The 23,306-nt window shown below is 67.3% G+C and carries 19 protein-coding genes and 1 pseudogene; 11 read left to right on the top strand and 9 right to left on the bottom strand.

Translation table 11 applies throughout. From position 1 onward, the window contains the following. Positions 1-54 precede the first annotated feature (54 nt). From HPC46_RS16110 to HPC46_RS16085, 6 genes are read left to right on the top strand one after another with little or no spacing between them, the layout of a single operon-like run. On the top strand, positions 55-1,026 hold the full coding sequence (locus HPC46_RS16110) for a zinc-binding dehydrogenase (protein WP_179471554.1): 972 nt from the start codon (positions 55-57) through the stop codon (positions 1,024-1,026). Next, entirely contained in the window at positions 1,023-1,778 is a 756-nt protein-coding gene (locus tag HPC46_RS16105; protein ID WP_179471552.1) for an HpcH/HpaI aldolase family protein, read from the top strand. The genes HPC46_RS16110 and HPC46_RS16105 overlap by 4 nt, the downstream gene beginning before the upstream one ends. Continuing rightward, positions 1,775-2,506, top strand: coding sequence for an SDR family NAD(P)-dependent oxidoreductase (locus HPC46_RS16100; protein ID WP_179471550.1), 732 nt, complete (start codon positions 1,775-1,777; stop codon positions 2,504-2,506). The genes HPC46_RS16105 and HPC46_RS16100 overlap by 4 nt, the downstream gene beginning before the upstream one ends. Beyond that, positions 2,488-3,963 (top strand): flavin-containing monooxygenase, encoded by a 1,476-nt coding sequence (locus HPC46_RS16095; RefSeq protein ID WP_179471548.1) that lies wholly within the window; start codon positions 2,488-2,490, stop codon positions 3,961-3,963. Before HPC46_RS16100 ends, HPC46_RS16095 begins: the two co-directional genes overlap by 19 nt. A gap of 5 nt (positions 3,964-3,968) precedes the next feature. Beyond that, positions 3,969-4,895, top strand: a complete 927-nt coding sequence (locus HPC46_RS16090; protein ID WP_179471546.1) for an alpha/beta hydrolase — start codon at positions 3,969-3,971, stop codon at positions 4,893-4,895. A gap of 38 nt (positions 4,896-4,933) precedes the next feature. Then, complete coding sequence (locus HPC46_RS16085; protein ID WP_179471544.1) at positions 4,934-5,485, top strand: hypothetical protein; 552 nt, start codon at positions 4,934-4,936, stop codon at positions 5,483-5,485. A gap of 9 nt (positions 5,486-5,494) precedes the next feature. Here the strand turns inward: HPC46_RS16085 and HPC46_RS16080 are convergent, their stop codons facing one another. The 5 genes and pseudogenes from HPC46_RS16080 to HPC46_RS16060 form a co-directional block, all read right to left on the bottom strand. Next, entirely contained in the window at positions 5,495-6,325 is an 831-nt protein-coding gene (locus HPC46_RS16080; RefSeq protein WP_407665512.1) for an SDR family oxidoreductase, read from the bottom strand. Positions 6,326-6,403: 78 nt separating this feature from the next. Continuing rightward, positions 6,404-7,063 carry an esterase gene (locus HPC46_RS16075; RefSeq protein WP_179471542.1) on the bottom strand — a complete coding sequence of 220 codons (660 nt, stop codon included), beginning with the start codon at positions 7,061-7,063 and terminating at the stop codon, positions 6,404-6,406. 1 nt (position 7,064) lies between these two features. Next, complete coding sequence (locus HPC46_RS16070; RefSeq protein ID WP_233716452.1) at positions 7,065-8,372, bottom strand: hypothetical protein; 1,308 nt, start codon at positions 8,370-8,372, stop codon at positions 7,065-7,067. A 425-nt stretch (positions 8,373-8,797) separates the two neighbouring features. After that, positions 8,798-9,262 (bottom strand): annotated as a pseudogene (locus HPC46_RS35955) (DUF4232 domain-containing protein); the annotation flags it as partial. A gap of 88 nt (positions 9,263-9,350) precedes the next feature. Continuing rightward, on the bottom strand, positions 9,351-11,240 hold the full coding sequence (locus HPC46_RS16060; RefSeq protein WP_407665511.1) for an MFS transporter: 1,890 nt from the start codon (positions 11,238-11,240) through the stop codon (positions 9,351-9,353). A gap of 267 nt (positions 11,241-11,507) precedes the next feature. Between HPC46_RS16060 and HPC46_RS16055 the strand changes: the two genes are divergently transcribed. Next, the gene (locus HPC46_RS16055) at positions 11,508-12,608 is read left to right on the top strand and encodes an Rv2629 family ribosome hibernation factor (RefSeq protein WP_179471538.1); all 1,101 of its coding nucleotides are present in this window, start codon (positions 11,508-11,510) and stop codon (positions 12,606-12,608) included. Here HPC46_RS16055 and HPC46_RS16050 read toward each other — a convergent pair. Next, positions 12,605-13,861: a multidrug effflux MFS transporter gene (locus HPC46_RS16050; RefSeq protein ID WP_179471536.1), complete on the bottom strand. Its 1,257-nt coding sequence runs from the start codon at positions 13,859-13,861 to the stop codon at positions 12,605-12,607. The two genes, HPC46_RS16055 and HPC46_RS16050, sit on opposite strands and share 4 nt — an antisense overlap. A 139-nt stretch (positions 13,862-14,000) precedes the next feature. Between HPC46_RS16050 and HPC46_RS16045 the strand changes: the two genes are divergently transcribed. Beyond that, a complete protein-coding gene (locus HPC46_RS16045; RefSeq protein WP_179471535.1) occupies positions 14,001-14,741 on the top strand; it encodes a hypothetical protein in 741 nt (246 codons plus the stop codon). 184 nt (positions 14,742-14,925) lie between these two features. Further along, a complete protein-coding gene (locus tag HPC46_RS16040) occupies positions 14,926-18,645 on the top strand; it encodes a multifunctional oxoglutarate decarboxylase/oxoglutarate dehydrogenase thiamine pyrophosphate-binding subunit/dihydrolipoyllysine-residue succinyltransferase subunit (protein ID WP_179471533.1) in 3,720 nt (1,239 codons plus the stop codon). Positions 18,646-18,714: 69 nt separating this feature from the next. Here the strand turns inward: HPC46_RS16040 and HPC46_RS16035 are convergent, their stop codons facing one another. Then, positions 18,715-19,089, bottom strand: a complete 375-nt coding sequence (locus tag HPC46_RS16035; RefSeq protein WP_179471531.1) for a DUF732 domain-containing protein — start codon at positions 19,087-19,089, stop codon at positions 18,715-18,717. Positions 19,090-19,190: 101 nt separating this feature from the next. On the opposite strand from HPC46_RS16035, the gene HPC46_RS16030 reads away from it, so the two are divergent. After that, entirely contained in the window at positions 19,191-20,021 is an 831-nt protein-coding gene (locus HPC46_RS16030) for an SDR family NAD(P)-dependent oxidoreductase (protein ID WP_179471529.1), read from the top strand. Positions 20,022-20,026: 5 nt separating this feature from the next. On the opposite strand, the gene HPC46_RS16025 is transcribed toward HPC46_RS16030, so the two are convergent. Continuing rightward, positions 20,027-20,866, bottom strand: a complete 840-nt coding sequence (locus tag HPC46_RS16025; protein ID WP_179471661.1) for a glycine betaine ABC transporter substrate-binding protein — start codon at positions 20,864-20,866, stop codon at positions 20,027-20,029. A gap of 23 nt (positions 20,867-20,889) precedes the next feature. Next, positions 20,890-22,059, bottom strand: a complete 1,170-nt coding sequence (locus HPC46_RS16020) for an NAD(P)-dependent malic enzyme (RefSeq protein WP_179471526.1) — start codon at positions 22,057-22,059, stop codon at positions 20,890-20,892. A 137-nt stretch (positions 22,060-22,196) separates the two neighbouring features. Here HPC46_RS16020 and HPC46_RS16015 point away from each other — a divergent pair, with 137 nt between their 5' ends. Next, entirely contained in the window at positions 22,197-23,306 is a 1,110-nt protein-coding gene (locus tag HPC46_RS16015; protein WP_179471524.1) for a magnesium and cobalt transport protein CorA, read from the top strand.

Below are 23,306 nucleotides of genomic sequence, written 5' to 3'. Positions count from 1 at the left end.
CACGCTCCGTAGGTGCCACTGTCAACGACCCACGCGTTATCGGAGGCCTAGCCCGTGTGGTGTTATCGGCTCGTCGCGCCGTACACGTTCGAGCGGGTCACAGTGCCCGAACCGACGTCCGACCGACTCCGTGACGGGCAGGTGCTGCTGAAGTTCCTCGCCGCGGGCATCTGCGGCAGCGACATCCCCGGATTCAAGGGCGTACAAGGGCGACTGCCCGGTGACACCGGAGCACTGGCCGCCGAGATGGCGGGCTTCCCGGTCCACGAGATCGTCGGAGAAGTGTTGGCCAGCGCCCACCCCGACCACCGCCCGGGCGATCGCGTCGTCGGCTGGGCCTCCGGCTTCGACGGACTGATGGAATACGTGGTCTCCGACGGCAACGGGCTGGCTCCCTACGACCCCGCGCTGAGCCCCGCCGAGGCAGTCGGTCTGCAGCCGCTGGCCTGCATCCTCTATGCGGTCGAACAGCTTCCGCCGCTCGCCGGCAAGCGGGTGGCGGTGATCGGTCAAGGCTCGATCGGGCTGCTGTTCTCCTACGTGGCCAAAGCCGCAGGGGCCCAACAGGTGACCGGCGTCGATCCCATCTACCGTGACGACATCGGCGCGAAGTTCGGCGTCGACACCGTCGTGCGGGCCACCAGCGATCGCTGGGTGGCTCACCTGGCGCCGCACGACAAGCCCGATGTCGTCATCGAAGCGGTCGGTCATCAGGTTGCCACGCTCAACAACGCGGTCGAGGCAACCGGCTTCGGCGGCACGGTGTTCTACTTCGGCGTGCCCGATGACGACAGCTACCCGATCAGCATGCGCACCATGTTGCGCAACAACCTCACGCTGAAATCCGGTGTGACACTGGATCGCCGGCGAGTGCTCGACGCCGCCGACGCGTTCGCCCGTAAGCATCCCGATCTGCTCGGCATGTACGTCACGCATACCTTCGGCATCAACGACGTCCAAGAGGCCTTCGAGTTCGCCTGCCGCCCAACCCCCGGCCGGGTCAAGATCTCCATCGTGGCGTCATGACCGCGAGCAGGCTCCAGCAGGCACTGGCCGACAAGGCTCAGGTATGGGGCGGCTGGATCACCGGCCCGACCTTCGCCGGACCCGACGAATTCGCGCGCGCCGGTTACGACTACGTCGGCTTCGACATCCAGCACGGCTATCTCGACGACGCCGACGTGGCGCAGATCCTGCGCCGCATAGAGCACGTGCCGATCGCCACCGCGGTCCGGGTTCCGACGGCCGCGTCCGCACCGATCGGCCGGGTACTCGACGCGGGCGCCGACGCGATCATCGTCGCGATGATCGACCGCCCCGAGCAGGCCGCCGAAGCGGTGGCCGCCACCCGGTTCACACCCGAAGGGATCCGCAGCTTCGGTCCGCTGCGCGCCAGCCTGGGCGCCGACCCCGCCGCGCTGGCAGACCGGGTCAGCGTGTTCGCGATGATCGAGACGGCGGCTGGGCTGGGCGCGGTCGACGAGATCTGTTCGGTGCCAGGCCTGGCCGGCGTCTACGTCGGCCCGGCGGATCTGGCGATCTCGCTCGGCGTCGGCATCGTCAAGGCGACCGCCAACCCAGCAGTCCGCGACGCGATCGTTCGCGTCCAGCAGGCCGCCGCCGCGGCCGGCATTGTCGCAGGTATCCACGCCGGTGACGGCGTGACAGGAAAGGATTTGGCCGCGTTGGGCTTTCAGCTGATCACTCTCGCCCCGGAGTCGGGCGCACTGCGACGCGGTGCGACGGCGCATCTGGCAGAGGCCGAGGGCCGGGCATGAGTGAACTCAAGGTCGCGTTGGTCACCGGCGCGGCACGTGGTCAGGGCGCGGCGCTGGTGAAGCGGTTGCGCGCCGACGGATTCACGGTCGCCGCCGCCGACCTGCGCATCGAGGAGCTACGTACGGCAGTCAGTGCGCTGGACGACGACGGCGTGATCGCCGTCGAACTCGACGTCACCTCCGAGGAGCTGTGGTCGGCCGCGGTGAGCGAGGTCGTCGAGCACTTCGGCGGGTTGAGCACGCTGGTGAACAACGCGGGCGTGCTGCACCGCGCCCCGCTGTCCGAGGAGACCGCACAAGGATTCGAAAGCAGTTGGCGGTTCAACACTTTAGGGCCGTTTCTGGGCATCCGGGCGTCGCTGGAGCACCTGCGCCGCGCCGAGGGTGCCGCGATCGTCAACACGTGCAGCACCGGGGCCATTCGGCCATTCCCATTCCACGCGGCGTACGGCTCGTCGAAGTGGGCACTGCGCGGCCTGACCCAGATCGCCGCGGCCGAGTTGGCGAGTGACGGTATCCGGGTCAATGCGGTGTTCCCCGGACCGATCGACACCCCCATGCTCGACGACACCGCGCGGCAGCGGCTGATCGAGCGGTCCTACAGCGGACGGCTCGGCCAGCCGATGGAGGTCGCCGACGCGGTGGCCTTCCTGGTGTCCGAGCACGCGTCGTTCATCACCGGAAGTGAGCTCGTCGTCGATGGTGGGCAATGCCTGCGGATCGGCTGAGCCCGCTGTCGGTCGGCATCATCGGTGCCGGACCGGGTGGCCTGGCCCTGGGAATCTTCTTGGCCAAGGCCGGCTTTCGCGACTTCACGATCTTCGACCGGGAGGACGGGGTCGGCGGCACCTGGCGCATCAACACCTATCCCGGGCTGGCCTGCGATGTGAAGTCGCATCTGTACTCCTACTCGTTCGACCTGAACTCGGAGTGGAGCCGGATGTGGCCGGGCCAGCCGGAACTGCTGGAATACTTCGAGCGGTCCACCGACCGGCACGGCTTGCGCCCCCACCTGCGGCTGAACACCGAAATCACCACCGCACAGTGGAATCCCGGTGCGAACACGTGGACACTGACCGACTCGACCGGACAGCAGCACACCTTCGACATCGTGGTGTCCGCCGTCGGCATGTTCACCAGGCCGCTACTGCCGGATCTTCATGAGCAGGAACCGTTCACCGGGACACTGATGCACACCGCACGCTGGGATCACTCCGTGGACCTCACCGGAACCCGGGTCGCGGTACTGGGCACCGGCTCCACCGCATCGCAGCTGATCCCCGAGGTCGCCAAGGTGGCCGACAAGGTGTACTCGGTGCAGCGCTCCCCCACCTGGATCCTGCCCAAACCGGACCGTCCCTACACCGAACGGGAACGCGTGATCTTCAGGCGCATACCCTTCGCCAAGAAGTTCTACCGGACCCGGCTGTGGCTGCGCAGTGAACGCAATATCTCGGTGATCGAGAACGGCAGCGACAAAACCCAAGAGTTCAAAGACATCTCGCTGCGCTACCTGGAAGCATGCGTGGCCGACCCTGAGCTGCGCGCCAAGCTCACGCCGGATCATCCGCTGGGCTGCAAGCGCCTGGTGTTCGCCGCCGACTATTTGTCGACGCTGACCCAGCCGCATGTCGAGGTGGTGTCCAGCCCGGCCCGCTCGCTGCGGGCGCGCTCGCTGATCACCGAGGACGGCACCGAACTGGACGTGGATGTGGTGTTGTGCGCCACCGGCTATGCCGCCACCGACTACCTCGGCCAGATCGACGTCATCGGCGAGGGCGACCGCTCGCTGCACGACACCTGGCACGATGGCGCGTTCGCCTATCTGGGGATGACGGTCCCGGGGTTCCCGAACTTCTTCATGCTGTATGGGCCCAACACCAACGTCGGCTCCAATAGCGTGATCTTCGTGCTCGAAGCCCAGGCGCACTACATCGTGCGGGCGTTGAAGTATCTGCGCCGGACACGCAGGCGCTATGTTGCCGTGCGCCCACAGACGATGGCGGACTTTTTGGCCGACGTCGACCGGTGGATGGCGGGCACCGTGTGGACCACGCGGTGCAGCAACTACTTCCGTGCACCCAACGGGCGGGTGGTCACGCAATGGCCGCGCAGCGCGCGCGCGTTCTGGGCGATGACGCGCCGATTCCGCCCGCGCGACTACACCTTCACACCCGGCGGGTAGCGCCGATGGAGCCCGATCCCGAGATCGTCCGGCGGCTCGACCCGGCATTGCACGCGTTCGCGGCGGCGCGCAGCGATCTGTCGCTGGGCAGTCTTGGCGCCGTTCGGGATTCGCTGAACCAACGCCGACGCGACACCGTCGGCCAGATCGACGCAACGGGCGTGGAAATCGCCGAAGCCGCGGCCGGTGCCGTGCCGATCCGCATCTACCGTGGTGCGCCGTCGCCGTCGCCGTCGGTGATCTATTGCCATGCCGGCGCATTCGTGTTGGGCAACCTCGACACCGACCATCGTCAGTGCGTCGAACTGGCCCGTCAGGGCGCCTGCACGGTGATCTCCGTCGACTATCGGCTGGCGCCCGAACACCCCTACCCGGCGGCGCTCGAGGACGCCAGTGCGGTGCTGAGGTGGGCCTGGGGGGCGGCCGACGAGCTGGGCGTCGACCGCAACCGGCTGGCGCTCGCGGGAAACAGCGCCGGGGCGGCGCTGGCGGCCGGACTGGCCCAGCAGTCCGCGGCCGAGACGCTCCCGCCGGTCGTCGGCCTGCTGCTGCACCAGCCCGTGCTCGACGACCGTCCCACCGCCTCCAAGACCGAGTTTCTGTCCACGCCGGGTTTCGACGGTGTCGCGACCGAACTGATGTGGCGGCACTATCTCGGCCAGACCGCACCGAGCGCCGCGTCGGTACCAGGCCGCAGCCGCCAAATGATCGGCGCTGCAAGCACGTTCATCACCTGCTCGGAGCTGGACCCGCTGCGTGACGAGGCGCTGGAGTATGCCCGGCAACTGATGCGGGCCGGGGTACGCACCGACGTCCACGTGTTCGGCGGGACATGTCACGGATTCGACTCGCTGTGCCCCGACTGGACGGTCAGCCGGGAGCTGCTGGCCATGCAGGCCGAGGCCGTCCGGCGCTTCTTCGAGCGATCATGACCTTTACAGATTGCCCTGAAACTGTCACGCTGGGGGGCGTGCATGAGATCGACGAACGCCCATGTGAAACCCCCCGGTCGCGTCAGCGGGCGTCCAGGCTGGCGCCGTACCAGCTCGATGTGATCGGCGTCCACGTCGCCGACGTCGTGCACTCGGCCGGTGGCTGGCTGTTCGACCGGGTGATGGCGGGCTGGAACGTGCGGGTCGCGCTCGCCGACGCCGGCGACGTCGCCGCCCTCAAGATCCTCGGGGTGCAGGCGGTCAGCATGGCGGCCGTGTTCGGCGCGACGCCGGCGGCTTTGGCAGTGGCCGGCGCAGTGTGCAGCGCGGACGACCGGATCAGCGACGCGCTGGCCGCGTCGGTGCGCTCGGCACGAACCGAAGTCACCGTCTGGGGTGACGTCTGGGTGCCCAGCGCGGGCCGCCCCGGCGACGAGGTGCGCCACGAATTGAGCTCGGCCGCACGCGTGTTCAAGGCTCAGGCGGCGTTAGCCGCGGGGCTGGACCCGGACGTCGCCGCCTACGAGGCATTCCGCAGCTACGGCCTATCCATCACCACCGAATACCCCGACTTGCAGCCGGTCGGCTGACGCCCCGCGTCAGCGGTCGACGAAGATGTCGATGATCGGGTTGTCGCCGCCGCCGTAGTGCGAGAGGTCCTCGACACCGGCGGCGCGCAGTACATCGGAGTCGATCGAGCAGTTGCCGTTGACCTGCGATCCCGGCGAGGTGATGATCTCGACGGCCGCGTCGGCCATGATCTCCGGGCTGCGGGACGCAGCAAGCGCATCCTCGAAGTCCGCCGAGTTGGCCACCGCCGAGGTCGCGATGTACGTCTCCGGCCACAGGCAGGTGAAACCGATTCCGGTGTCGGCGTATTCAGCCGCCCATCCCATCGAGAGCAGCGTCATGCCGTACTTCGACAAGGTGTAGGACGGATGGGCGCCAAGCCAGTGCGGATTCAGGTTCAGCGGCGGCGCGATCGTCACGACATGCCCGTTGGGCGACGTGCGCAGGTACGGCAGGCAGGCCTTGGTCAACAGGAACGTGCCGCGAATGTTGATCTGCTGCATCAGATCGAACTTCTTGGCCGACAGCGTCTCGGTGGAGTCGGTGGCAATGGCGCTGGCATTGTTGACGCAGATGTCCACGCCGCCGAAGTTCTGCACCGCAGCGTCGACCGCGCGGGCCACGTCTTCCTCGCTGCGCACATCACCCACAACGGCGACGGCCTTGCCGCCGGCCGCTTCGATCTCGGCCGCGGCGGTGTACACCGTGCCGGGAAGCTTCGGGTGCGGCTCGGCCGTCTTGGCCAGCAGCACGACGTTGGCGCCATGACGGGCCGCGCCGAGCGCGATGGCCAGACCGATACCCCGGCTGCCCCCCGACACGACGAGCGTGCGATCGGTGAGCGAGTGCTTCTCGGCCATCATTCTCCTCGCTGCAAATTGCATTCTCTTTTTCGGGGAGCATAGTCCTCCGCTAGGAAGAACGATCGTGGGGGTCGGTCAGTTCAGGAACGGTGCGAGCTCAGTACGGGTCACCGCGGCCTCGAGTGGGCCCTCGTTCTGGCCGAACAACTGGTCCTGGTCGAAAAAGAAGATGACGGCATCGTCGGTGATCGCGAAATTTCGATAGGCCGCCGGGTCGAGGCCACCGCGTGGCGGCAACATCTGTGTGCTCGACGCCAGGTCGCGGCGGACCGCTGCAGCGATGACGTCGAACGCACCCGGCTTGAAGAACGTGTCGAAGGTGATCGGAGCCTGTCTGCGCACGTCGTAGTTGAAGGCTTTCATCGAGCTCACCGGATGGACGCCGACGTCTTCTCCGACGCGCAGCACCACGCTCTGGGTTCCCGTGGAGCGATACTCCTTGGCCGACACCGCCAGCTGATAGGGCACCGGCCGGTCGCCGAGTGGGAATTTGTCGGCGTAGTCGACGAGTTGGTCGCGCCGTTGGGTCAGGTAGGCCATCAGCGCCTGCCCGTCCGGGTAGTCGACCGGGAAGCTCAGGGTGATCGCATAGCTCGCTGTTGTGGTGTGGCTGTGGCAGATCTGGTCGGCATCGACCGTTCCACCGAAGTCGGTGCAGGACTGCGGATCTGCTGCCGCGGGGCCGCACCCGATGACCCCGGCCAGCACCACGGCGAGGACGGCGGGTCGCCACACGTCAGGAGTCCGCGCTCGGATACAGCATTGCGTGGCTCACCGCCCCGCCGTTGACCGGCGGCCCGAGCAGGACGGTCGCAGTGTTCGCCGCCGGGTCATAGCTCACCAGTGACGTGCTTCCGCTGCAGCCCACCTGGCCCCGCACCACCAACCGGTCATCGGCCGCGCCGGTCACGAACACGTTGTCGGCCACGCCGGGGATCTTCACCCGGGTGGTGTGCCCGTCGGCGGTCAGCTTCGACAGGAATACGGTGCCGCACGCGCCGACCGACTGCAGGAAGACTCCGCTGGGCAGCTTCCAGGCGTCACCGTCGCCGATGTCGCCACCGAATCCGTTGTCTTCCTGGCCGGAGTTCAGGGCGGTGATGGGCGTGGGGGTTCCGCCGTCCAGGGGCACCTCCCAGAGCTGGTTCGCCGAGCTTCGCTCTACCGTGCAGTGCACCAGGATCGAGCCCGGCGTCCACCACTTGACCGGTCCGCACAGGGCTTTCGGCATCGGCGCCGGCAGCGTTTTGGTCACCTTGCCGTCGTTGCTCATCACGACGAGGCTGTTGTCGCTGCGCGGCACGACCTCATTGCCGAGATTCGCTGTGGCAAGCACCAATTGGGTGCCGTCGGGCGACTCCACATAGTCGCCGCCGAACTGACCCGCTCCACCCAGATCTTCGGTCGGGTAGGTGAACTGCAGATTGCCTTTGAGGTCAACCCTTTTCAGGGTTCCAGGCTGGTTGCCGTTGAACGAGTTCGAGACCAGCAGCGCAGTGCCGTTGGGCCGGGTGTAGGCCGGATAGCCGTCGACCGGGATGGTGGTCTGTTCCCCGGTATGGAGGTCTACCGAGATCGCCGATGTAGGGCTGGCGTACGACGCGGTGAACAACGCATGGCCGCCGTCTCCCGACCAGTCGGCAAGCCGCATTTCAGCGCCCGGCGCAAAGGTGGTGATCGCGTAGCGGGTGCCCGCCGGGTCCACCAAATACAGTGTCGTGCCAACGGTCTCATGTGTCGGTTCGTCGGGATCGCGCTGCTCGCCAGGCCGATGCGGAACGACCGGGCTCCACTCGGCGAGCGTCCAGCCCGGCCCGACTTTGCCCCACGGGACGTCCTTGACCGCGGCCTCGACGGCGGCGACCGGCGTCGCCGGCGCGGCCGACGGCGCAGACGTGGCGCTCGCCGTGGCCGGTGCGGACGACGTCCGGGCCGAGGGAGTATTGGCCGGCGATGAGCAGGCCGCCATCACGCCGGCCGCCGCCATCATGGCGACGGCACACCGAAAGTTGTTCATGCTGAGTCCCTTTCCGAGGTCGCTCATGCGCCGATCCGCCCGATCGCGAACTGCGCGAATTGTCTGAGTTGGTCACACGAGGTGCCGTACCAGCTGGTGGCCCGGTAGAGCCGGTCCCCGCTGAGGAGAACCACCACCGTGGTGGACGGCGGTGTCGTCGTCGGCTCGTACACGCATTGCGCGGCCACGCCGAGACCCTCGACCGGCGTGCTGTTCTCGGCGCTGGTCGCCTTCGCGAACTGCGCCGCCGCGGACACCGGAAATGCCTGAGGCAGGCGAAGATCGGACTGCAGGCCGGTGTCGCTGGTGCTGGTCGTGTAGGCGCAGAACATGTCGGTCGAACCGGCCTCGTCGCCCCACGACGTGGTCTGGACCGGGGCGGCGCCGAGCACCGCACTCGCCTCCTCTGCCGACACCCAGTCGCAGGGATGGAGCGTGGCCGGCTCGGCTGTGGCGGTGACCGGATGTACCTGCAGGTCGCAGGTGTCGATGGTGGCCGGGACGGTCACCGTGCCGGCCGTGTCGGGCGCGGTGACGAGCAGGTCGGTGTAGGTCGGGCACTGGTTGGTGTCGGCGTCGACGGCGACGCCCTCCACCATGGCCTGCGCAGGATGCCCCGGAGCCACGGTGACCGTGGGCGGGATGTCCACACCGCTCGGCAGGCCGCCGAGATATCCGCGCAGCGTGCGGCGGGCGTGCAGCAACGGACCGCCGGTACCGGAATCGACCCCCGGGTAGCCGGTCAAGGTGCAGGGGCTCGCGCCGGGTGCCAGGGCGAAAACCAGTGGCACACCCCGATGGGAAACCCCCGCCTGCATCGGCAATGCGGTCACCACGAGCTGCTCCGGTGCGCACAACGCCGCCGTGTCGTCGGCATACGTGGTCGGCGACCACGCGAAGGCGGCCAAACCCACCATCGCGGCGGTCAGGGCCGGCTTGATCGTCATGCCGCTAGTGAAAACCGACTACGGCGCTACCGATCCCAAAATGACGCGAAAAGTCTGCTCAGTCGCCAGGCCGTGAATGGCGACCGTAGGTCTCGACCTCGTCGTGCTCCTCGCGATAGTGCCGGGCGGGCCGAGGTTCGCTCTCGTCGGTGAGGCGATGCCGCGAACCCAGTGTAACGCCGTCCAGGGCCTGGTAGCTCGACTCGCCATCGACGTGAAACCCGTTGTGCGTGAACCTAATCGGATCCACCAAGGGGTCGAATTTGCGCGGTTCGGGTTCGGGTTCCTCGACTGGAGGCTGCCAAACGATCACGTCGGTCTCATCGTCGATCTCATGGACCTGGTGAGGTTGCTCCACGAGGTACTCCACGTAGTCGTCGTCGTCATAGCCGGCCTCATAGACCGGGATCTCGTCGGTGATCTCGTCGTCGTCGCTACCCGCGCCCGCGAACCGGGTTCCCAAACCGCCCAGCACGAACAATGCCGCGACGATGCCGAACAGCGCGGCGAACGCCGGCAACAGCATGGATTGCGACAGTGCGGCGGCGAACGGCTCGTGCAAGAACGACGGCAGCTTCAGCACTGCGAGGTCACCGGGCGATGCATCGGACGGAGCAGCCGGCATCTCGGCGCTGATCCGCGACGCCATGAACGCGGCGATTCCCGCGCTGCCGAGCACCGAACCAACCTGTCGGGTCGCGTTGTAGACCCCCGCGCCGGCACCGGCCAGGTGCGGCGGGAGGTTGCGGGTCGCGGTGGCGGCCAACGGCGCCCAGATGAACGCCATGCCGACACCCATCACGGTCAGCGGGAGCACCAGCCGCCAGATCGGGGTCGTCGGCGTCATGTCGATCGACAGCCAGGTCAGGGCGATCGCCACCGCCGAGAAGCCGAACCCGAGGATCGGGCGAGGATGCGCCTTGTCGACCAGCCGCCCGACGAACGGGGCCAGCACACCGCTGGCGATCGCCATCGGCGCGATCAACAGCGCCGAGCGCGTCGGCGACAGTCCACACACCACCTGGGCGTAGAACATCAGCGGCAGCATCATCGCCGTGACCACGAAGCCGATCACGGCGACGCCGAGGTTGGACAGGCTGAAGTCCCGATCGGAGAAGATCTCCAACGGGATGAGCGGCTCGCCGCGGTTGATCGACTGCCAGTACACGAACGCGGTGAAGAAGCCGATCCCGGCGACGATGACCGCCCAGATCCACGCCTGCCAGTGATGCCCCTGGCCCTCTTGCAGCCCGAACACGACTAGGAACATGCCGATGCCGGACAGCACCACCCCCACCACGTCGAACCGGTGGTTGGTGGTGGGCAGCGTCGGGATGAGCCAGACCGCCAGCCCCAGGCCGATCACGCCGATCGGCACGTTGACGAAGAAGATCCACTCCCAGCCCAACCGACCGACGAGCACACCGCCGGCCAGCGGGCCCACCAGGGTCGCCACCCCGGCTGTCGCACCCCACAGGCTCATCGCCACACCGCGCCGTGCCGGCGGGAAGATGCGGGTGATCGTCGACAAGGTCTGCGGAGTCAGCAGGGCCGCGCCCAGACCCTGCGCGACCCGGGCGGCGATCAACATGTCGATCGTGCCGGCCAGCCCGCACCACAGCGAGGACGCGGTGAAGATGGCCAGCCCGGCGATGTAGAGATTCTTCGGACCGAACCGGTCACCGAGGCGTCCCGCCAGCAGCAGCGGCACCGCGTACGCCAGCAGGTAGGCACTGGTGACCCAGATGACCGTGTCGTAGTCGGTGATCTCCAGCGCATCCATGATGCTCGGGTTGGCGACCGCGACGATCGTCGAATCGACGAGGATCATGAAGAAGCCGACGAGCATGGCCCACAGCGCGTGCCACGGATTCGCGGGCGCATCGCCCGCATCGGCCTCGAGGTCCAAGTCCGCGTCCGGCACGTAGCCAGCCAGGTTCCTGGTCATGTCCATCCCTCGTATCGGCGTCCTGCGAAGGTGTCGGCGCGCGCTGACGAAACCGTTGTCGGCCCCCGCGCCTCATCGATTAGCAGCAACACCATGTGCGTAACGCCGGCGCACGTGCTCGAACTTCCGGCCGCGTCACGCTGCAAGGTCGAGACTATCGGCCGACCGAGCGGGCATCCCGTCGAGGGCTCGAACGGAAGCCCCCCAGCGCGCGTAGCTTTGGCGTACGGGTGCGCCATCCAATCGATTCCCAACGCAGGAGGAGCTATGCACTCGGATCGCTTTCGGCCATTGGTGGACGCGAAGGGTCCATTCGTCTCGATCTACTTCGACGACTCGCACGACACCGCGGACGCGGCAGCCCAGCTCGACGCCCGGCTGCGCGACATCCGCAAACAGCTCGAGGAGCAAGCCATCGACGGCGCGGTGATCGAGGCGATCGACGGCGCGGTGCGCGCAGCTCACCCGCCGGTGGGCCGCAGCGGACGGGCGGTGATCACCGCCGGCGACACCGTCGTGCTCGACGAGCACCTCATCCGGCCACCGATGGCCACCATTCTGCGGGTCTCCGAACTGCCGTACCTGGTGCCCATCGTCGAGCACGGCATGTTGCATACGACCTACCTGCGGGTGGCCGTCGACCACACCGGCGCCGACATCAGCGTGCATCGCGCCGGCAGGGTCCGCACCGAGAACGTCGACGGCGACGGCTATCCGGTGCACAAGGCCAAATCCGCCGAGGGCCACGAATACGGCAAGCAGCACGTGATCGAAGCCAACATTCGCAAGAACGTCCGTGAGGTCGCCGACCGGGTCACCCAGTTGGTCGATGAGACCGGCGCGGGGCTGGTGTTCATCGAGGGCGAGGTCGACGCCCGCACGGGACTCGTTTCCGAACTGCCGGAGCGGGTCGCCGACAAGGCGGTACAACTGCAGGGCGGCGGACGAGCGGCGGGCACGGACAGTTCCGAGGTGCACCACGAGATCGGTCAGGCATTCCTCAAACGCCGGTTGGCCGCCATCGACGACGCCGCCCAGCGGTACGCCGCCGGCCGAGGCACCGGACTGGCTGTCGAGGGCCTGGCCGACGTGACGGCCGCACTGCGCGACGGCGCGGTGGACACCCTGATCATCGGCGACCTCGGAGACGTCACCGTCGTCGCCGACGCCGACCTGGCGATGATCGCCGCCGACGCCGACGCCTTGTCCGACCTCGGCGGGGCACCGGAACGCACGCTGCGCGCCGACGAGGCGCTTCCGCTCCTGGCGGTGGCCACCGACGCCGCGCTGGTGCGCACCGACGAGCGGTTGACTCCGGCCGACGGCATCGGCGCGGTGTTGCGGTACGCGGAGAACAGTTCGGCCTAGGCCGGCTCGGCTGCGGCGTCCTCGGCGCCGCCGACGGCCAGCAGCGCCAACAGAGCGACCGCCACACCGGCGGTCATCACGATCGACAACGCGATCTCGTCGTTGCCCATCAAGCCGACCACCGGAGCGATCACCGCACCGACGCTGAACTGCGCGGCACCCAGCAGCGCGGCGGCGGTTCCGGAGGCTTCGTGGTGGCGCGAGAGCGCGACGGCGGGAGCGTTGGGGATGACGAAGCCCATCATCGCCAGGACGGCCCAGACCGGGACCAGGAAGCCGTAGATGCCGCCGGTGTGGGTCACCGACAGGGCGATGAAGACCGCGCCGATGACGGTCGCCGTGGCCAGCGCACCCACCAGGATTCGCAGCGGCGAGAACCGGCGCAGCAGCACGACGTTGAACTGAGTGGCGGCGACGAAGGCGATCGCACCCGCGCCGAACACCAGCGCGAAGGTCTGCTGATCCAGGCCGTGGCGGCCCTGCAGGACGAACGCCGCACCGGCGATGTAGGCGAACAGCCCGGCCATTCCGAGCGCGCCCACCACCACGAGGATGACGAAACGCAGGTCTTTCAGCAGGGCGAGGTACGTCGACGCGATCGACCGCACCCGCAGCGGGCGCCGGTTGACCCGAGGAAGGGTTTCCGGCAGCGCCAGTGCAGCGACCAACAGCAGCGCGCCGGCCAATACGATCAGCCCGGCGAACACCCAGTGCCAGGACGCCTTCAGCAGCACCGCCGCCCCGAGCGACGGCGCGACGATCGGCGCCACCCCGAGCACGAGCATGAGCCGCGACATCACGGTGGCCGCCTCCGAATCGTCGAACAGGTCACCGACGACGGCGACGGCGACCACCATCGCGGCCGCCGCGCCCATCCCCTGCAGCCCGCGCGCCACGCTGAGCACTTCGATATTGGGAGCGAACAGGCACAGCACCGACGCGAGCATGTGCAGGACGATGCCGGCCATCAACGGGCGGCGGCGGCCCAGCGAGTCCGACAGCGGGCCGACGATGAGCTGCCCCACCGCCAGACCCGCCAGCGTGCCGGTCAGCGTCAGCTGCGCCACCGACGAGGACACCCCGAGCTCGTCGGCGATCCGCGGCAGTGCTGGCAGATACATATCGATGGTCAGCGGCCCGAGTGCCACCATCGCGCCCAGCACGACGATCGTGCGCAGCTGGCTGGCAGGTGCCACCGCCGCGGTCTCGGCCGTCGTGTTTCGCGTGGCAGACACAGTCCGGGATGTTGCCATGCACACCCTCAGCGCGCGCCACTCGATATTTGTTCCTGCTGCGGGTATCCGACCCGTGGTGACTGGGATCACCGCGGGGCACCATTCTGCGGCCGTCGTTCGTTAGCCTGAAAGCACGCTGAACCAGGAAGGCACAGCCATGAAGGTCCGCCGAGGCGCCGAGAACCTGCCGGCCCGCGTAGAGGACGACGCGACCATGTCCGCGCGGATGCTGTCCCAGGTCATCGAGCGCAGCACCCGCGTGCAGGCACCTGCCGTCAAGGCCTACGTCGCCCGGCTGCGCCGTTCCAACCCGGAGGCCGGCCCGGCCGACATCGTGGTCAAGCTCGAGAAGCGCTACCTGGCCGCGGTGATGGCCAGCGGCGCCGCCGTCGGTTCGGCCGCGGCCGTTCCGGGCATCGGCACACTGACGGCGTTGTCGGCGGTGGCCGGCGAGACGCTGGTGTTCCTGGAGGCGACCGCCGTGTTCGTGCTCGCGATCGCCGAGGTGCACGGCATCCCCCTCGAACACCGGGAGCGCCGCCGCGCGCTGGTGCTCGCGGTGCTGGTCGGCGACGAGAGCAAGGGTGCGATCACCGACCTGCTGGGCCCGGGCCGTACCAGCGGTGCATGGCTTGCCGAAGGCGCCGAGCTGCTGCCGCTGCCCGCGTTGTCACAGCTCAACACCCGCCTGATGCGGTACTTCGTCAAGCGGTACGCACTCAAACGCTCGGCAATGGCGCTGGGCAAAATGCTGCCCGTCGGCATCGGGGCCGTGGTCGGCGGCGGCGGCAACCGAATGATGGGCAAAAAGATCGTGAACAATGCCCGCACGGCGTTTGGGCCCGCGCCGAGCCGGTGGCCGGTGAGCCTGCACCTGCTGCCGGCGATCGAGCCCTGACAGCAGCCGTTCGCCGACGCCTGTCGACCGGTTGTCGCACCCACTCGGGGCATGGGGCTGACGTGCTTCGGGAACGCGTGAGAAGGGATAGCCTTTTAGGCGCGGCTACGTGCCGGGGCTGATAAGTGGGGCAAACCGTCCAAGCGGGCGTGCCCGGACGAAGGAATCGAGGCGAGCAACTGCCGTGAGCAGTACCAGTTCACCATTCGGCCAGAACGAATGGCTTGTCGAGGAGATGTACCGCAAGTTCCGCGACGACCCCTCCTCGGTCGACGAGAGTTGGCACGAATTCTTGGTCGACTACAACCCTGAGCCGACGACCGAGTCGATCGCCACCGGCAACGGCCAGCCGGCCGCGGCTCCCGTGACACCGCCGGAACCCGCACCGGCGCCACCGCCCAGCCCCGCCCCCGCCAAGACTGCGCCCGCCGGCAATGGCGCCGCCACACCGGCAGCCCCGGCAGCCCCGGCGAAGGCACCGGCTCCCGCTCCCAAAGCGGCACCGGCTTCGGCCGACAGCGGCGAAGAGACGCAGGTGTTGCGGGGCGCGGCAGCCGCCGTCGTCAAGAACATGAACGCCTCGCTGGAGATCCCGACCGCGACGAGCGTGCGGGCCATCCCGGCGAAGCTGATGATCGACAACCGCATCGTCATCAACAACCACCTCAAGCGCACGCGCGGCGGCAAGGTGTCGTTCACCCATCTGCTGGGCTACGCGATCGTCCAGGCGGTCAAGTCGTTCCCCAACATGAACCGTCACTTCGCTGAGATCGACGGCAAGCCCAACGCCGTCACCCCGGCACACACGAACCTTGGCCTCGCCATCGACCTGCAGGGCAAAGATGGCAAGCGCGCACTGGTGGTCGCGGCGATCAAGAACTGCGAGACCATGCGGTTCGGCCAGTTCATCGCCGCCTACGAAGACATCGTGCGGCGTGCCCGCGACGGCAAGCTGACCGCCGAGGACTTCGCCGGCGTGACGATCTCGCTGACCAACCCGGGCACCATCGGCACCGTGCACTCGGTGCCCCGGTTGATGGCCGGCCAGGGCGCGATCGTCGGCGCCGGCGCGATGGAGTACCCCGCGGAGTTCCAGGGCGCCAGCGAGGAGCGCATCGCCGAACTCGGCATCGGCAAGCTGATCACGCTGACGTCGACCTATGACCACCGCATCATCCAGGGCGCGGAGTCCGGCGATTTCCTGCGGACCATCCACGAACTGCTGCTGTCCGACGACTTCTTCGACGAGATCTTCTTCGAACTGGGCATCCCCTACGAGCCGGTCCGCTGGCGCACCGACAATCCGGACTCGATCGTCGACAAGAACGCCCGGGTCATGGAGCTGATCGCGGCCTACCGCAATCGCGGGCATCTGATGGCCGACATCGACCCGCTGCGGCTGGACAAGACCCGTTTCCGCAGCCACCCCGACCTCGACGTGAACACCCACGGCCTGACCCTGTGGGACCTCGACCGGGTTTTCAAGGTCGACGGGTTCGCGGGCAAGGAGTACAAGAAGCTGCGCGATGTGCTCGGCCTGCTGCGGGATGCCTACTGCCGTCACATCGGTGTGGAGTACACCCACATCCTCGAGCCCGAGCAGCAGAAGTGGCTCCAAGAGCGCATCGAGGTCAAGCACGAAGGGCCGACCGTCGCACAGCAGAAGTACGCGCTGTCCAAGCTGAACGCCGCCGAGGCCTTCGAGACCTTCCTGCAAACCAAATACGTTGGCCAGAAGCGCTTTTCACTGGAAGGTGCCGAGACGGTCATCCCGATGATGGACGCCGCGATCGACCAGGCCGCCGAGCATGCGCTCGACGAGGTCGTGATCGGCATGCCGCACCGCGGTCGGCTCAATGTGCTGGCCAACATCGTCGGCAAGCCCTACTCGCAGATCTTCAGCGAGTTCGAGGGCAACCTGAACCCGTCGCAGGCGCACGGCTCCGGTGACGTGAAGTACCACCTGGGCGCATCCGGCAACTACATCCAGATGTTCGGCGACAACGACATCGAGGTCTCACTGACGGCCAACCCGTCACACCTCGAGGCCGTCGACCCGGTGATGGAAGGCATCGTTCGGGCCAAGCAGGACCTGCTCGACAAGGGCACCGGTGACGACGGTTTCACGGTCATGCCGCTGATGCTGCACGGCGATGCGGCCTTCGCCGGCCAGGGCGTCGTGGCCGAGACGCTGAACCTGGCGCTGCTGCGTGGCTACCGCACGGGCGGCACGATCCACATCATCGTCAACAATCAGATCGGCTTCACCACCTCGCCGCAGGACTCGCGCAGCTCGGAGTACTGCACCGACGTCGCAAAGATGGTGGGGGCACCCATCTTCCACGTCAACGGTGACGACCCGGAGGCCTGCGTCTGGGTGGCCCGGCTGGCGGTGGACTTCCGGCAGAAGTTCAAGAAGGACGTCATCATCGACATGTTGTGCTACCGCCGTCGCGGGCACAACGAGGGCGACGACCCGTCGATGACCCAGCCGTACATGTACGACGTCATCGACACCAAGCGCGGTGTGCGCAAGACCTACACCGAGAGCCTGATCGGCCGCGGCGACATCTCGATGAAGGAGGCCGAGGACGCGCTGCGCGACTACCAGGGCCAGCTGGAGCGGGTGTTCAACGAGGTTCGCGAGCTGGAGAAGCACGATATCGAGCCCAGCGAGTCGGTCGAGGAAGACCAGATGATCCCGCGCGGGATGACCACCGCGGTGGACAAGTCGCTGCTGGCCCGCATCGGTGATGCGCACCTGGCGTTCCCGGACGGCTTCAACGTGCATCCGCGCGTCAAGCCGGTGCTGGAGAAGCGCCGCGAGATGGCCTACGAGGGCAAGGTCGACTGGGCGTTCGCCGAATTGCTGGCGCTCGGAACGTTTTTGGCCGAGGGCAAGCTGATCCGGTTCTCCGGGCAGGACACCCGTCGCGGCACGTTCACCCAGCGCCACGCGGTGATCATCGACCGCAAGACGGGCGCGGAGTTCACCCCGCTGGACCTGTTGACCGTCAACCCCGACGGCACGCCGACCGGCGGCAAGCTGATGGTGTACGACTCGGCGCTGTCGGAGTACGCGGCGGTGGGCTTCGAATACGGCTATTCGGTGGGCAACCAGGACGCCCTTGTGTTGTGGGAGGCGCAGTTCGGCGACTTCGTCAACGGAGCGCAGTCGATCATCGACGAGTTCATCAGCTCCGGTGAGGCCAAGTGGGGCCAGCTCTCCGATGTGGTGCTGCTGCTCCCCCACGGCCACGAAGGCCAAGGGCCCGACCACACCTCGGGCCGCATCGAGCGGTTCCTGCAGCTGTGGGCCGAGGGCTCGATGACGATCGCGTTGCCGTCGACCCCGGCGAACTATTTCCACCTGCTGCGCCGGCACGGACTGGACGGGGTGCACCGCCCGCTGATCGTGTTCACGCCGAAGTCGATGCTGCGTAACAAGGCTGCCGTCAGCGACGTTCGGGACTTCACCGAGCAGAAGTTCCGGTCGATCATGGAGGAGCCGACCTATACCGACGGCGACGGCGATCGCAACACGGTGACGCGAATCCTGTTGACCAGCGGCAAGATCTACTACGAACTGGTTGCGCGCAAAGAGAAGGACAAGCGCGACGACGTGGCGATCGTGCGGATCGAGCAGCTGGCCCCGTTGCCCAAGCGCCGCCTGAGCAACACCCTCGACACCTACCCGAACGCCAAGGAGTTCTTCTGGGTGCAGGAGGAGCCGGCCAACCAGGGCGCCTGGCCGACGTTCGGGCTGACCTTGCCGGAGTTGTTGCCGGAGAAGCTGACCGGGATCAAGCGGATCTCGCGCCGCGCGATGTCGGCCCCGTCGTCGGGCAGCTCGAAGGTGCACGCCGTCGAGCAGCAGGAGATCATCGACGAGGCATTCGGGTAGGACTACTCGACTGTGGGGCCTATTGCACGCCAGGTTGCGGTTTCGCGTGCATAGGGCCCACGCTCGGGCCTAGAAGCCGAGGTTGTCCAGGAAGGGCAGCGGGATCGGCGTCTGTCCGTTGGCCAGGTCAGCCACGGCGCGCGGGCAGAAGAACGAGACCGCCAGCCCGGTGAACATCGTGGCCGGCCCCAACGGACGGCCCAGCCGGTCGGCCACGGTGGACGCGATGTCGGCGGTGTTCTGGCTGCGATCGGCGAGCAGCGGGCAGATCGACTGCCCCAGCTCCACGGCCTGTCCCGGGTCGATCCCGGTGATGCCGGCGCTGGTCAGCGCATTCAGGAAATCGGCGGAGGTGGTGTCGGCCTGGGCGGGTGCCGCGAGCGCCATGGCGCCGGCGAACATCCCGGTAACGGCTACGGCGGCCGAAATCCGGCGAAACGTCATGCTGTAAGCATCGCCGACGGGTATCCCCCTGTTACCCGCGGGTGGTAACCCGATACCCTAGGTCCCATTAAACACGCGTCGAACAACTCGGAGGAGCGTTCATGCAGGGGTTTGCCGGGAAGGTAGCGGTGGTCACCGGAGCCGGGTCGGGCATCGGCCAGGCATTGGCGATCGAGCTGGGGCGCTCGGGCGCCAAGCTCGCCATCAGCGATATCGACACCGAGGGATTGGCGGTGACCGAGGAGCGCCTCAAGGCGATCGGCGTCGAGGTGAAGGCCGACCGGCTCAACGTCACCGAGCGGGAGGCATTCCAGGCCTACGCCGACGGAGTCAAGGCGCACTTCGGCAAGGTCAACCAGATCTACAACAACGCCGGGATCGCCTACTCCGGCGATGTCGAGATCACCCAGTTCAAGGACATCGAGCGGATCATGGACGTCGACTTCTGGGGCGTCGTCAACGGCACCAAGGTGTTCCTGCCGTACCTCATCGAGTCCGGCGACGGCCATGTCGTCAACGTCTCCAGCTTGTTCGGAATCTTCTCGGTGCCCGGCCAGGCCGCCTACAACGCGGCCAAGTTCGCCGTGCGCGGGTTCACCGAGGCGCTGCGCCAGGAAATGATCCTGGCCAAGCACCCGGTCAAGGTGACCACCGTGCACCCCGGCGGCATCAAGACCGCCATCGCGCGCAATTCCACCGTGGCCGAAGGACTCGACCAGGCCGAGATGGCGAAGGCATTCGACAAGAAGCTGGCCCGCACCACACCGGAGCGCGCCGCCCAGATCATTCTCGACGCCGTCCGCAAGAACAAGGCGCGGGTGCTGGTCGGCGCCGACGCAAAGATTCTCGACGTGATCGTGCGCATCACCGGATCGGGCTACCAGCAGCTGTTCTCCACTGTGCTGCCCAAGCTCGCCCCACCGATGCGCTGAATTCGCTAGCGGCCCAACGGGTGTGCCGACAGCCACTCCTCGGCCACCGATCGCGGATCCCGGCCCTCGGCGACGTGTTGGCGCATGTCAACCAGGGAGCCCGTGTCCAGCACGCCGGCGAGTTCGTTGATCGCGCGGGCTTGCTGTTGGTCTAGTTCGTTGCGTCGATAGAGCGGCACGATGTTCTCCGCCATCACCAGCGGGGGCTTGCGATCGGCGAGTACGACGAGCTCGCCGGGTATGCCGATGTCTGCGGTGCCTGTCCACCCGGCGGTGATGTCCCCGGCCCGCAACGCCTCGAACATCGTTTTCTGGTCCGGGAATTCGCGCACTGGCGGCAACATACAACTACCCACCGTGGTCGGTAGCCCTCGGGCGTGTGCAACGGCGCCGACGCGGAGCCCGGCGCAGTGACTGACCAGCGCGGTCAGATCCCGGCTGCCCCACGCCGTAGCGGTCGCATCCGTGACGACAAGAGCCGGCTTGTCCTCGGCCGAGGTGGTGTAGTCACCGGCGGCAACCCCTTCCGGCAGGACGCCGACCATCGCACGGTACACCTGCGAATCCGACCGCACCGCCGTACCGGGGGCGAACGTCTGCAGCAGACTGCCAGTGAATCCCGGTACCACACTGACGGTTCCGGAATCCAGCTCCACCAGCGGGTGGTCGACGACCTCCACATGTGCGGCGCTGCCGTACGAGCGCAACGCCGCAGCGTACAAGTTGGCCAGCAGCTTCATCTCGGGGTCGGCCGTCGAACCGACCGCCAGCGACGGACCCGGTGAGGGCGATCCGCACGCCACGACCACCAGAGCCAGTAGTCCCAGCACCAGCCGGCGAAACATCGTCGGCCTCACGAGCTTTCGCCCTAGGATTCGACTGCCGCGGCCACCGCCGCGGCCACCGCAGGCCCGACCCGGGGATCCAGCGGACTCGGCACGATGTGATCGGCCGCCAGATCGTCCCCCACGACGGAGAAAATCGCCTCTGCCGCTGCGACTTTCATCTTCTCGGTGATTCGCCGCGCGCCGGCGTCGAGTGCACCGCGGAACACCCCCGGGAACGCCAGAACATTGTTGATCTGGTTGGGGAAGTCGCTGCGGCCGGTCGCCACGATCGCGGCATGCTTGCGTGCCGCATCCGGGTGGATCTCGGGATCGGGGTTGGACATCGCGAACACGATGCCGCCCGGCGTCATCGTGGCGATCAACTCCTCGGGCACCAGCCCTGCCGAGACCCCCATGAACACATCCGCGCCGTTGAGCGCTTCGGCGATCCCACCGGTGAGCCCCCGGGGGTTGGTCCGGGTGGCCAGCTCGGCCTTGACCGAGTTCATGTCGTCGCGGCCGGTGTGCAAGATGCCCTGGCTGTCCAGCACCACGATGTCGGTGATACCGGCCGCCAGCAGGATGTTCGTGCACGCGACCCCGGCGGCTCCGGCACCGGACATGACCACCTTCAGCGAGTGCATGTCACGATCGAGGACCTTGGTGGCGCCCAACAACGCGGCGAGCACGACGATCGCGGTGCCGTGCTGGTCGTCGTGCATCACCGGGCAGTCCAGTGCCTCGATCAGGCGCCGCTCGATCTCGAAGCAACGAGGCGCGGAGATGTCCTCGAGGTTGACCGCGCCGAACGTCGGGCGCAGTCGGATGATCGTCTCGACGATCTCGTCGGGGTCCTTGGTGTCCAGCACGATCGGGATCGAGTCCAGCCCACCGAACGTCTTGAACAGCGCGGACTTGCCCTCCATCACCGGCAGCGACGCCGCGGGACCGATATCGCCGAGCCCGAGAACAGCGGTGCCGTCGCTGATCACCGCGACCAGTCGATTGGCCCAGGTGTAGCGCGCGGCCAGGGTGTGATCAGCGGCGATCGCACGGCTGACCTGGGCTACGCCCGGCGTGTAGGCGATCGACAGGGCACGCTGGGTGTCCAGCGGCGCCTTCAGCTCGACGGACAGCTTCCCGCCGACGTGAGCGGCGAAGATTTCTTCGTCGTCGATTACGACACGGGGGGTACTCACTGTTTCGGACACGGCGTCAGGGTACTCGCCCCCGAAACCTCACCGAGCGGGGTTCCCCCGCAGTGAAGTACGCCAGGAAAGCTACCGGCGCGTAGCATTTCCACCCGGGCCCACCGGGCCACACCCGCCGCGTGAGGGGAGGTCGCACCATGCCGTCGTTCCGTCCTTTGCCACCGTCGCTACTCGGTCCCGGCCGATCCGCTACTTCCCCCACTGAGGTCGACGCCAGACGTATTCATGTGCCCGTCGCCCGGGCGATGGTCGACTGTGCGATCTACCTCGACGGGGAACGACTGCCGGGCAAGTACACCCATGCCGCCGCGCTGGCCAAAGTCCACGAACTCGAGGCCGAGGGGCAGAAGGCCTTCGTCTGGCTGGGGTTGCACGAGCCCGACGAGCATCAGATGGAATCGGTGGCCCACACCTTCAATCTGCATCCGATCGCGGTTGAGGACGCCGTGCACGCCCATCAACGGCCCAAGGTGGAGCGTTACGACGACGCGCTGTTCCTGATCGTCAAGACGGTGAAGTACGTACCCCACGAATCGGTGGCGCAGGCCCGCCAGATCGTCGAGACCGGCGAGATCATGGTGTTCGTCGGAGCCGACTACGTGGTCACCGTCCGGCACGGGGACCACACCGGCCTGGCGGGGCTACGTCATCACCTGGAGGCGGAACGCGTCCAACTCGCGCTGGGCCCGTACGCTGTGATGCACGCCATCGCCGAGCACGTCGTGGATAGCTATCTTGATGTCGCGCGCCTGATGGAATGCGATATCGACACCATTGAGGAAGAGGCCTTCTCCCCCGACCTCAAGACCGACATTGCGCAGATCTACATGCTCAAGCGCGAGGTCGTCGAAATGCGCCGCGCCGTAGGCCCTTTGACGGCCGCGCTGCAGAAGATCACCAGCGACCACAAAGACCTGATGACGAAAGAAGTGCTGCGCTACATGCGCGACGTACTCAGCTTGCAGAGCCAGGCCGGTGACCAGATCAACAGCTACGACGAGTTGCTCAGCTCCCTGGTGCAGGCCGAGCTCGCGAAAGTCGGCTTGCAGCAGAACCTCGACATGCGCAAGATCTCCGCGTGGGTGGCGATCGCGGCCGTGCCGACGATGATCGCGGGCATCTACGGCATGAACTTCGAGCACATGCCGGAGCTGTCCTGGACGTACGGCTACCCGGCCGTGCTGGGACTGATGGCGTCGGTTTGCGGGTTCCTGTATTTCAACTTCCGCCGCAACCACTGGCTCTGA

This window comes from Mycolicibacterium vinylchloridicum (assembly GCF_013404075.1).
GTDB classification, from domain to species: Bacteria; Actinomycetota; Actinomycetes; order Mycobacteriales; family Mycobacteriaceae; genus Mycobacterium; species Mycobacterium vinylchloridicum.
This window is presented reverse-complemented; position numbering and strand designations above follow the sequence as displayed.

Bases quoted from the DNA above. Each gene is read 5' to 3' on its own strand.
- HPC46_RS16035 (WP_179471531.1), bottom strand. From the start codon at position 19,089: ATGACGTTTCGCCGGATTTCGGCCGCCGTAGCCGTTACCGGGATGTTC.
- HPC46_RS16095 (WP_179471548.1), top strand. From the start codon at position 2,488: ATGCCTGCGGATCGGCTGAGCCCGCTGTCGGTCGGCATCATCGGTGCC.
- HPC46_RS16055 (WP_179471538.1), top strand. From the start codon at position 11,508: ATGCACTCGGATCGCTTTCGGCCATTGGTGGACGCGAAGGGTCCATTC.
- HPC46_RS16100 (WP_179471550.1), top strand. From the start codon at position 1,775: ATGAGTGAACTCAAGGTCGCGTTGGTCACCGGCGCGGCACGTGGTCAG.
- HPC46_RS16015 (WP_179471524.1), top strand. From the start codon at position 22,197: ATGCCGTCGTTCCGTCCTTTGCCACCGTCGCTACTCGGTCCCGGCCGA.
- HPC46_RS16080 (WP_407665512.1), bottom strand. From the start codon at position 6,325: ATGGCCGAGAAGCACTCGCTCACCGATCGCACGCTCGTCGTGTCGGGG.
- HPC46_RS16050 (WP_179471536.1), bottom strand. From the start codon at position 13,861: ATGGCAACATCCCGGACTGTGTCTGCCACGCGAAACACGACGGCCGAG.
- HPC46_RS16045 (WP_179471535.1), top strand. From the start codon at position 14,001: ATGAAGGTCCGCCGAGGCGCCGAGAACCTGCCGGCCCGCGTAGAGGAC.
- HPC46_RS16030 (WP_179471529.1), top strand. From the start codon at position 19,191: ATGCAGGGGTTTGCCGGGAAGGTAGCGGTGGTCACCGGAGCCGGGTCG.
- HPC46_RS16060 (WP_407665511.1), bottom strand. From the start codon at position 11,240: ATGACCAGGAACCTGGCTGGCTACGTGCCGGACGCGGACTTGGACCTC.
- HPC46_RS16025 (WP_179471661.1), bottom strand. From the start codon at position 20,866: ATGTTTCGCCGGCTGGTGCTGGGACTACTGGCTCTGGTGGTCGTGGCG.
- HPC46_RS16090 (WP_179471546.1), top strand. From the start codon at position 3,969: ATGGAGCCCGATCCCGAGATCGTCCGGCGGCTCGACCCGGCATTGCAC.
- HPC46_RS16105 (WP_179471552.1), top strand. From the start codon at position 1,023: ATGACCGCGAGCAGGCTCCAGCAGGCACTGGCCGACAAGGCTCAGGTA.
- HPC46_RS16070 (WP_233716452.1), bottom strand. From the start codon at position 8,372: ATGAGCGACCTCGGAAAGGGACTCAGCATGAACAACTTTCGGTGTGCC.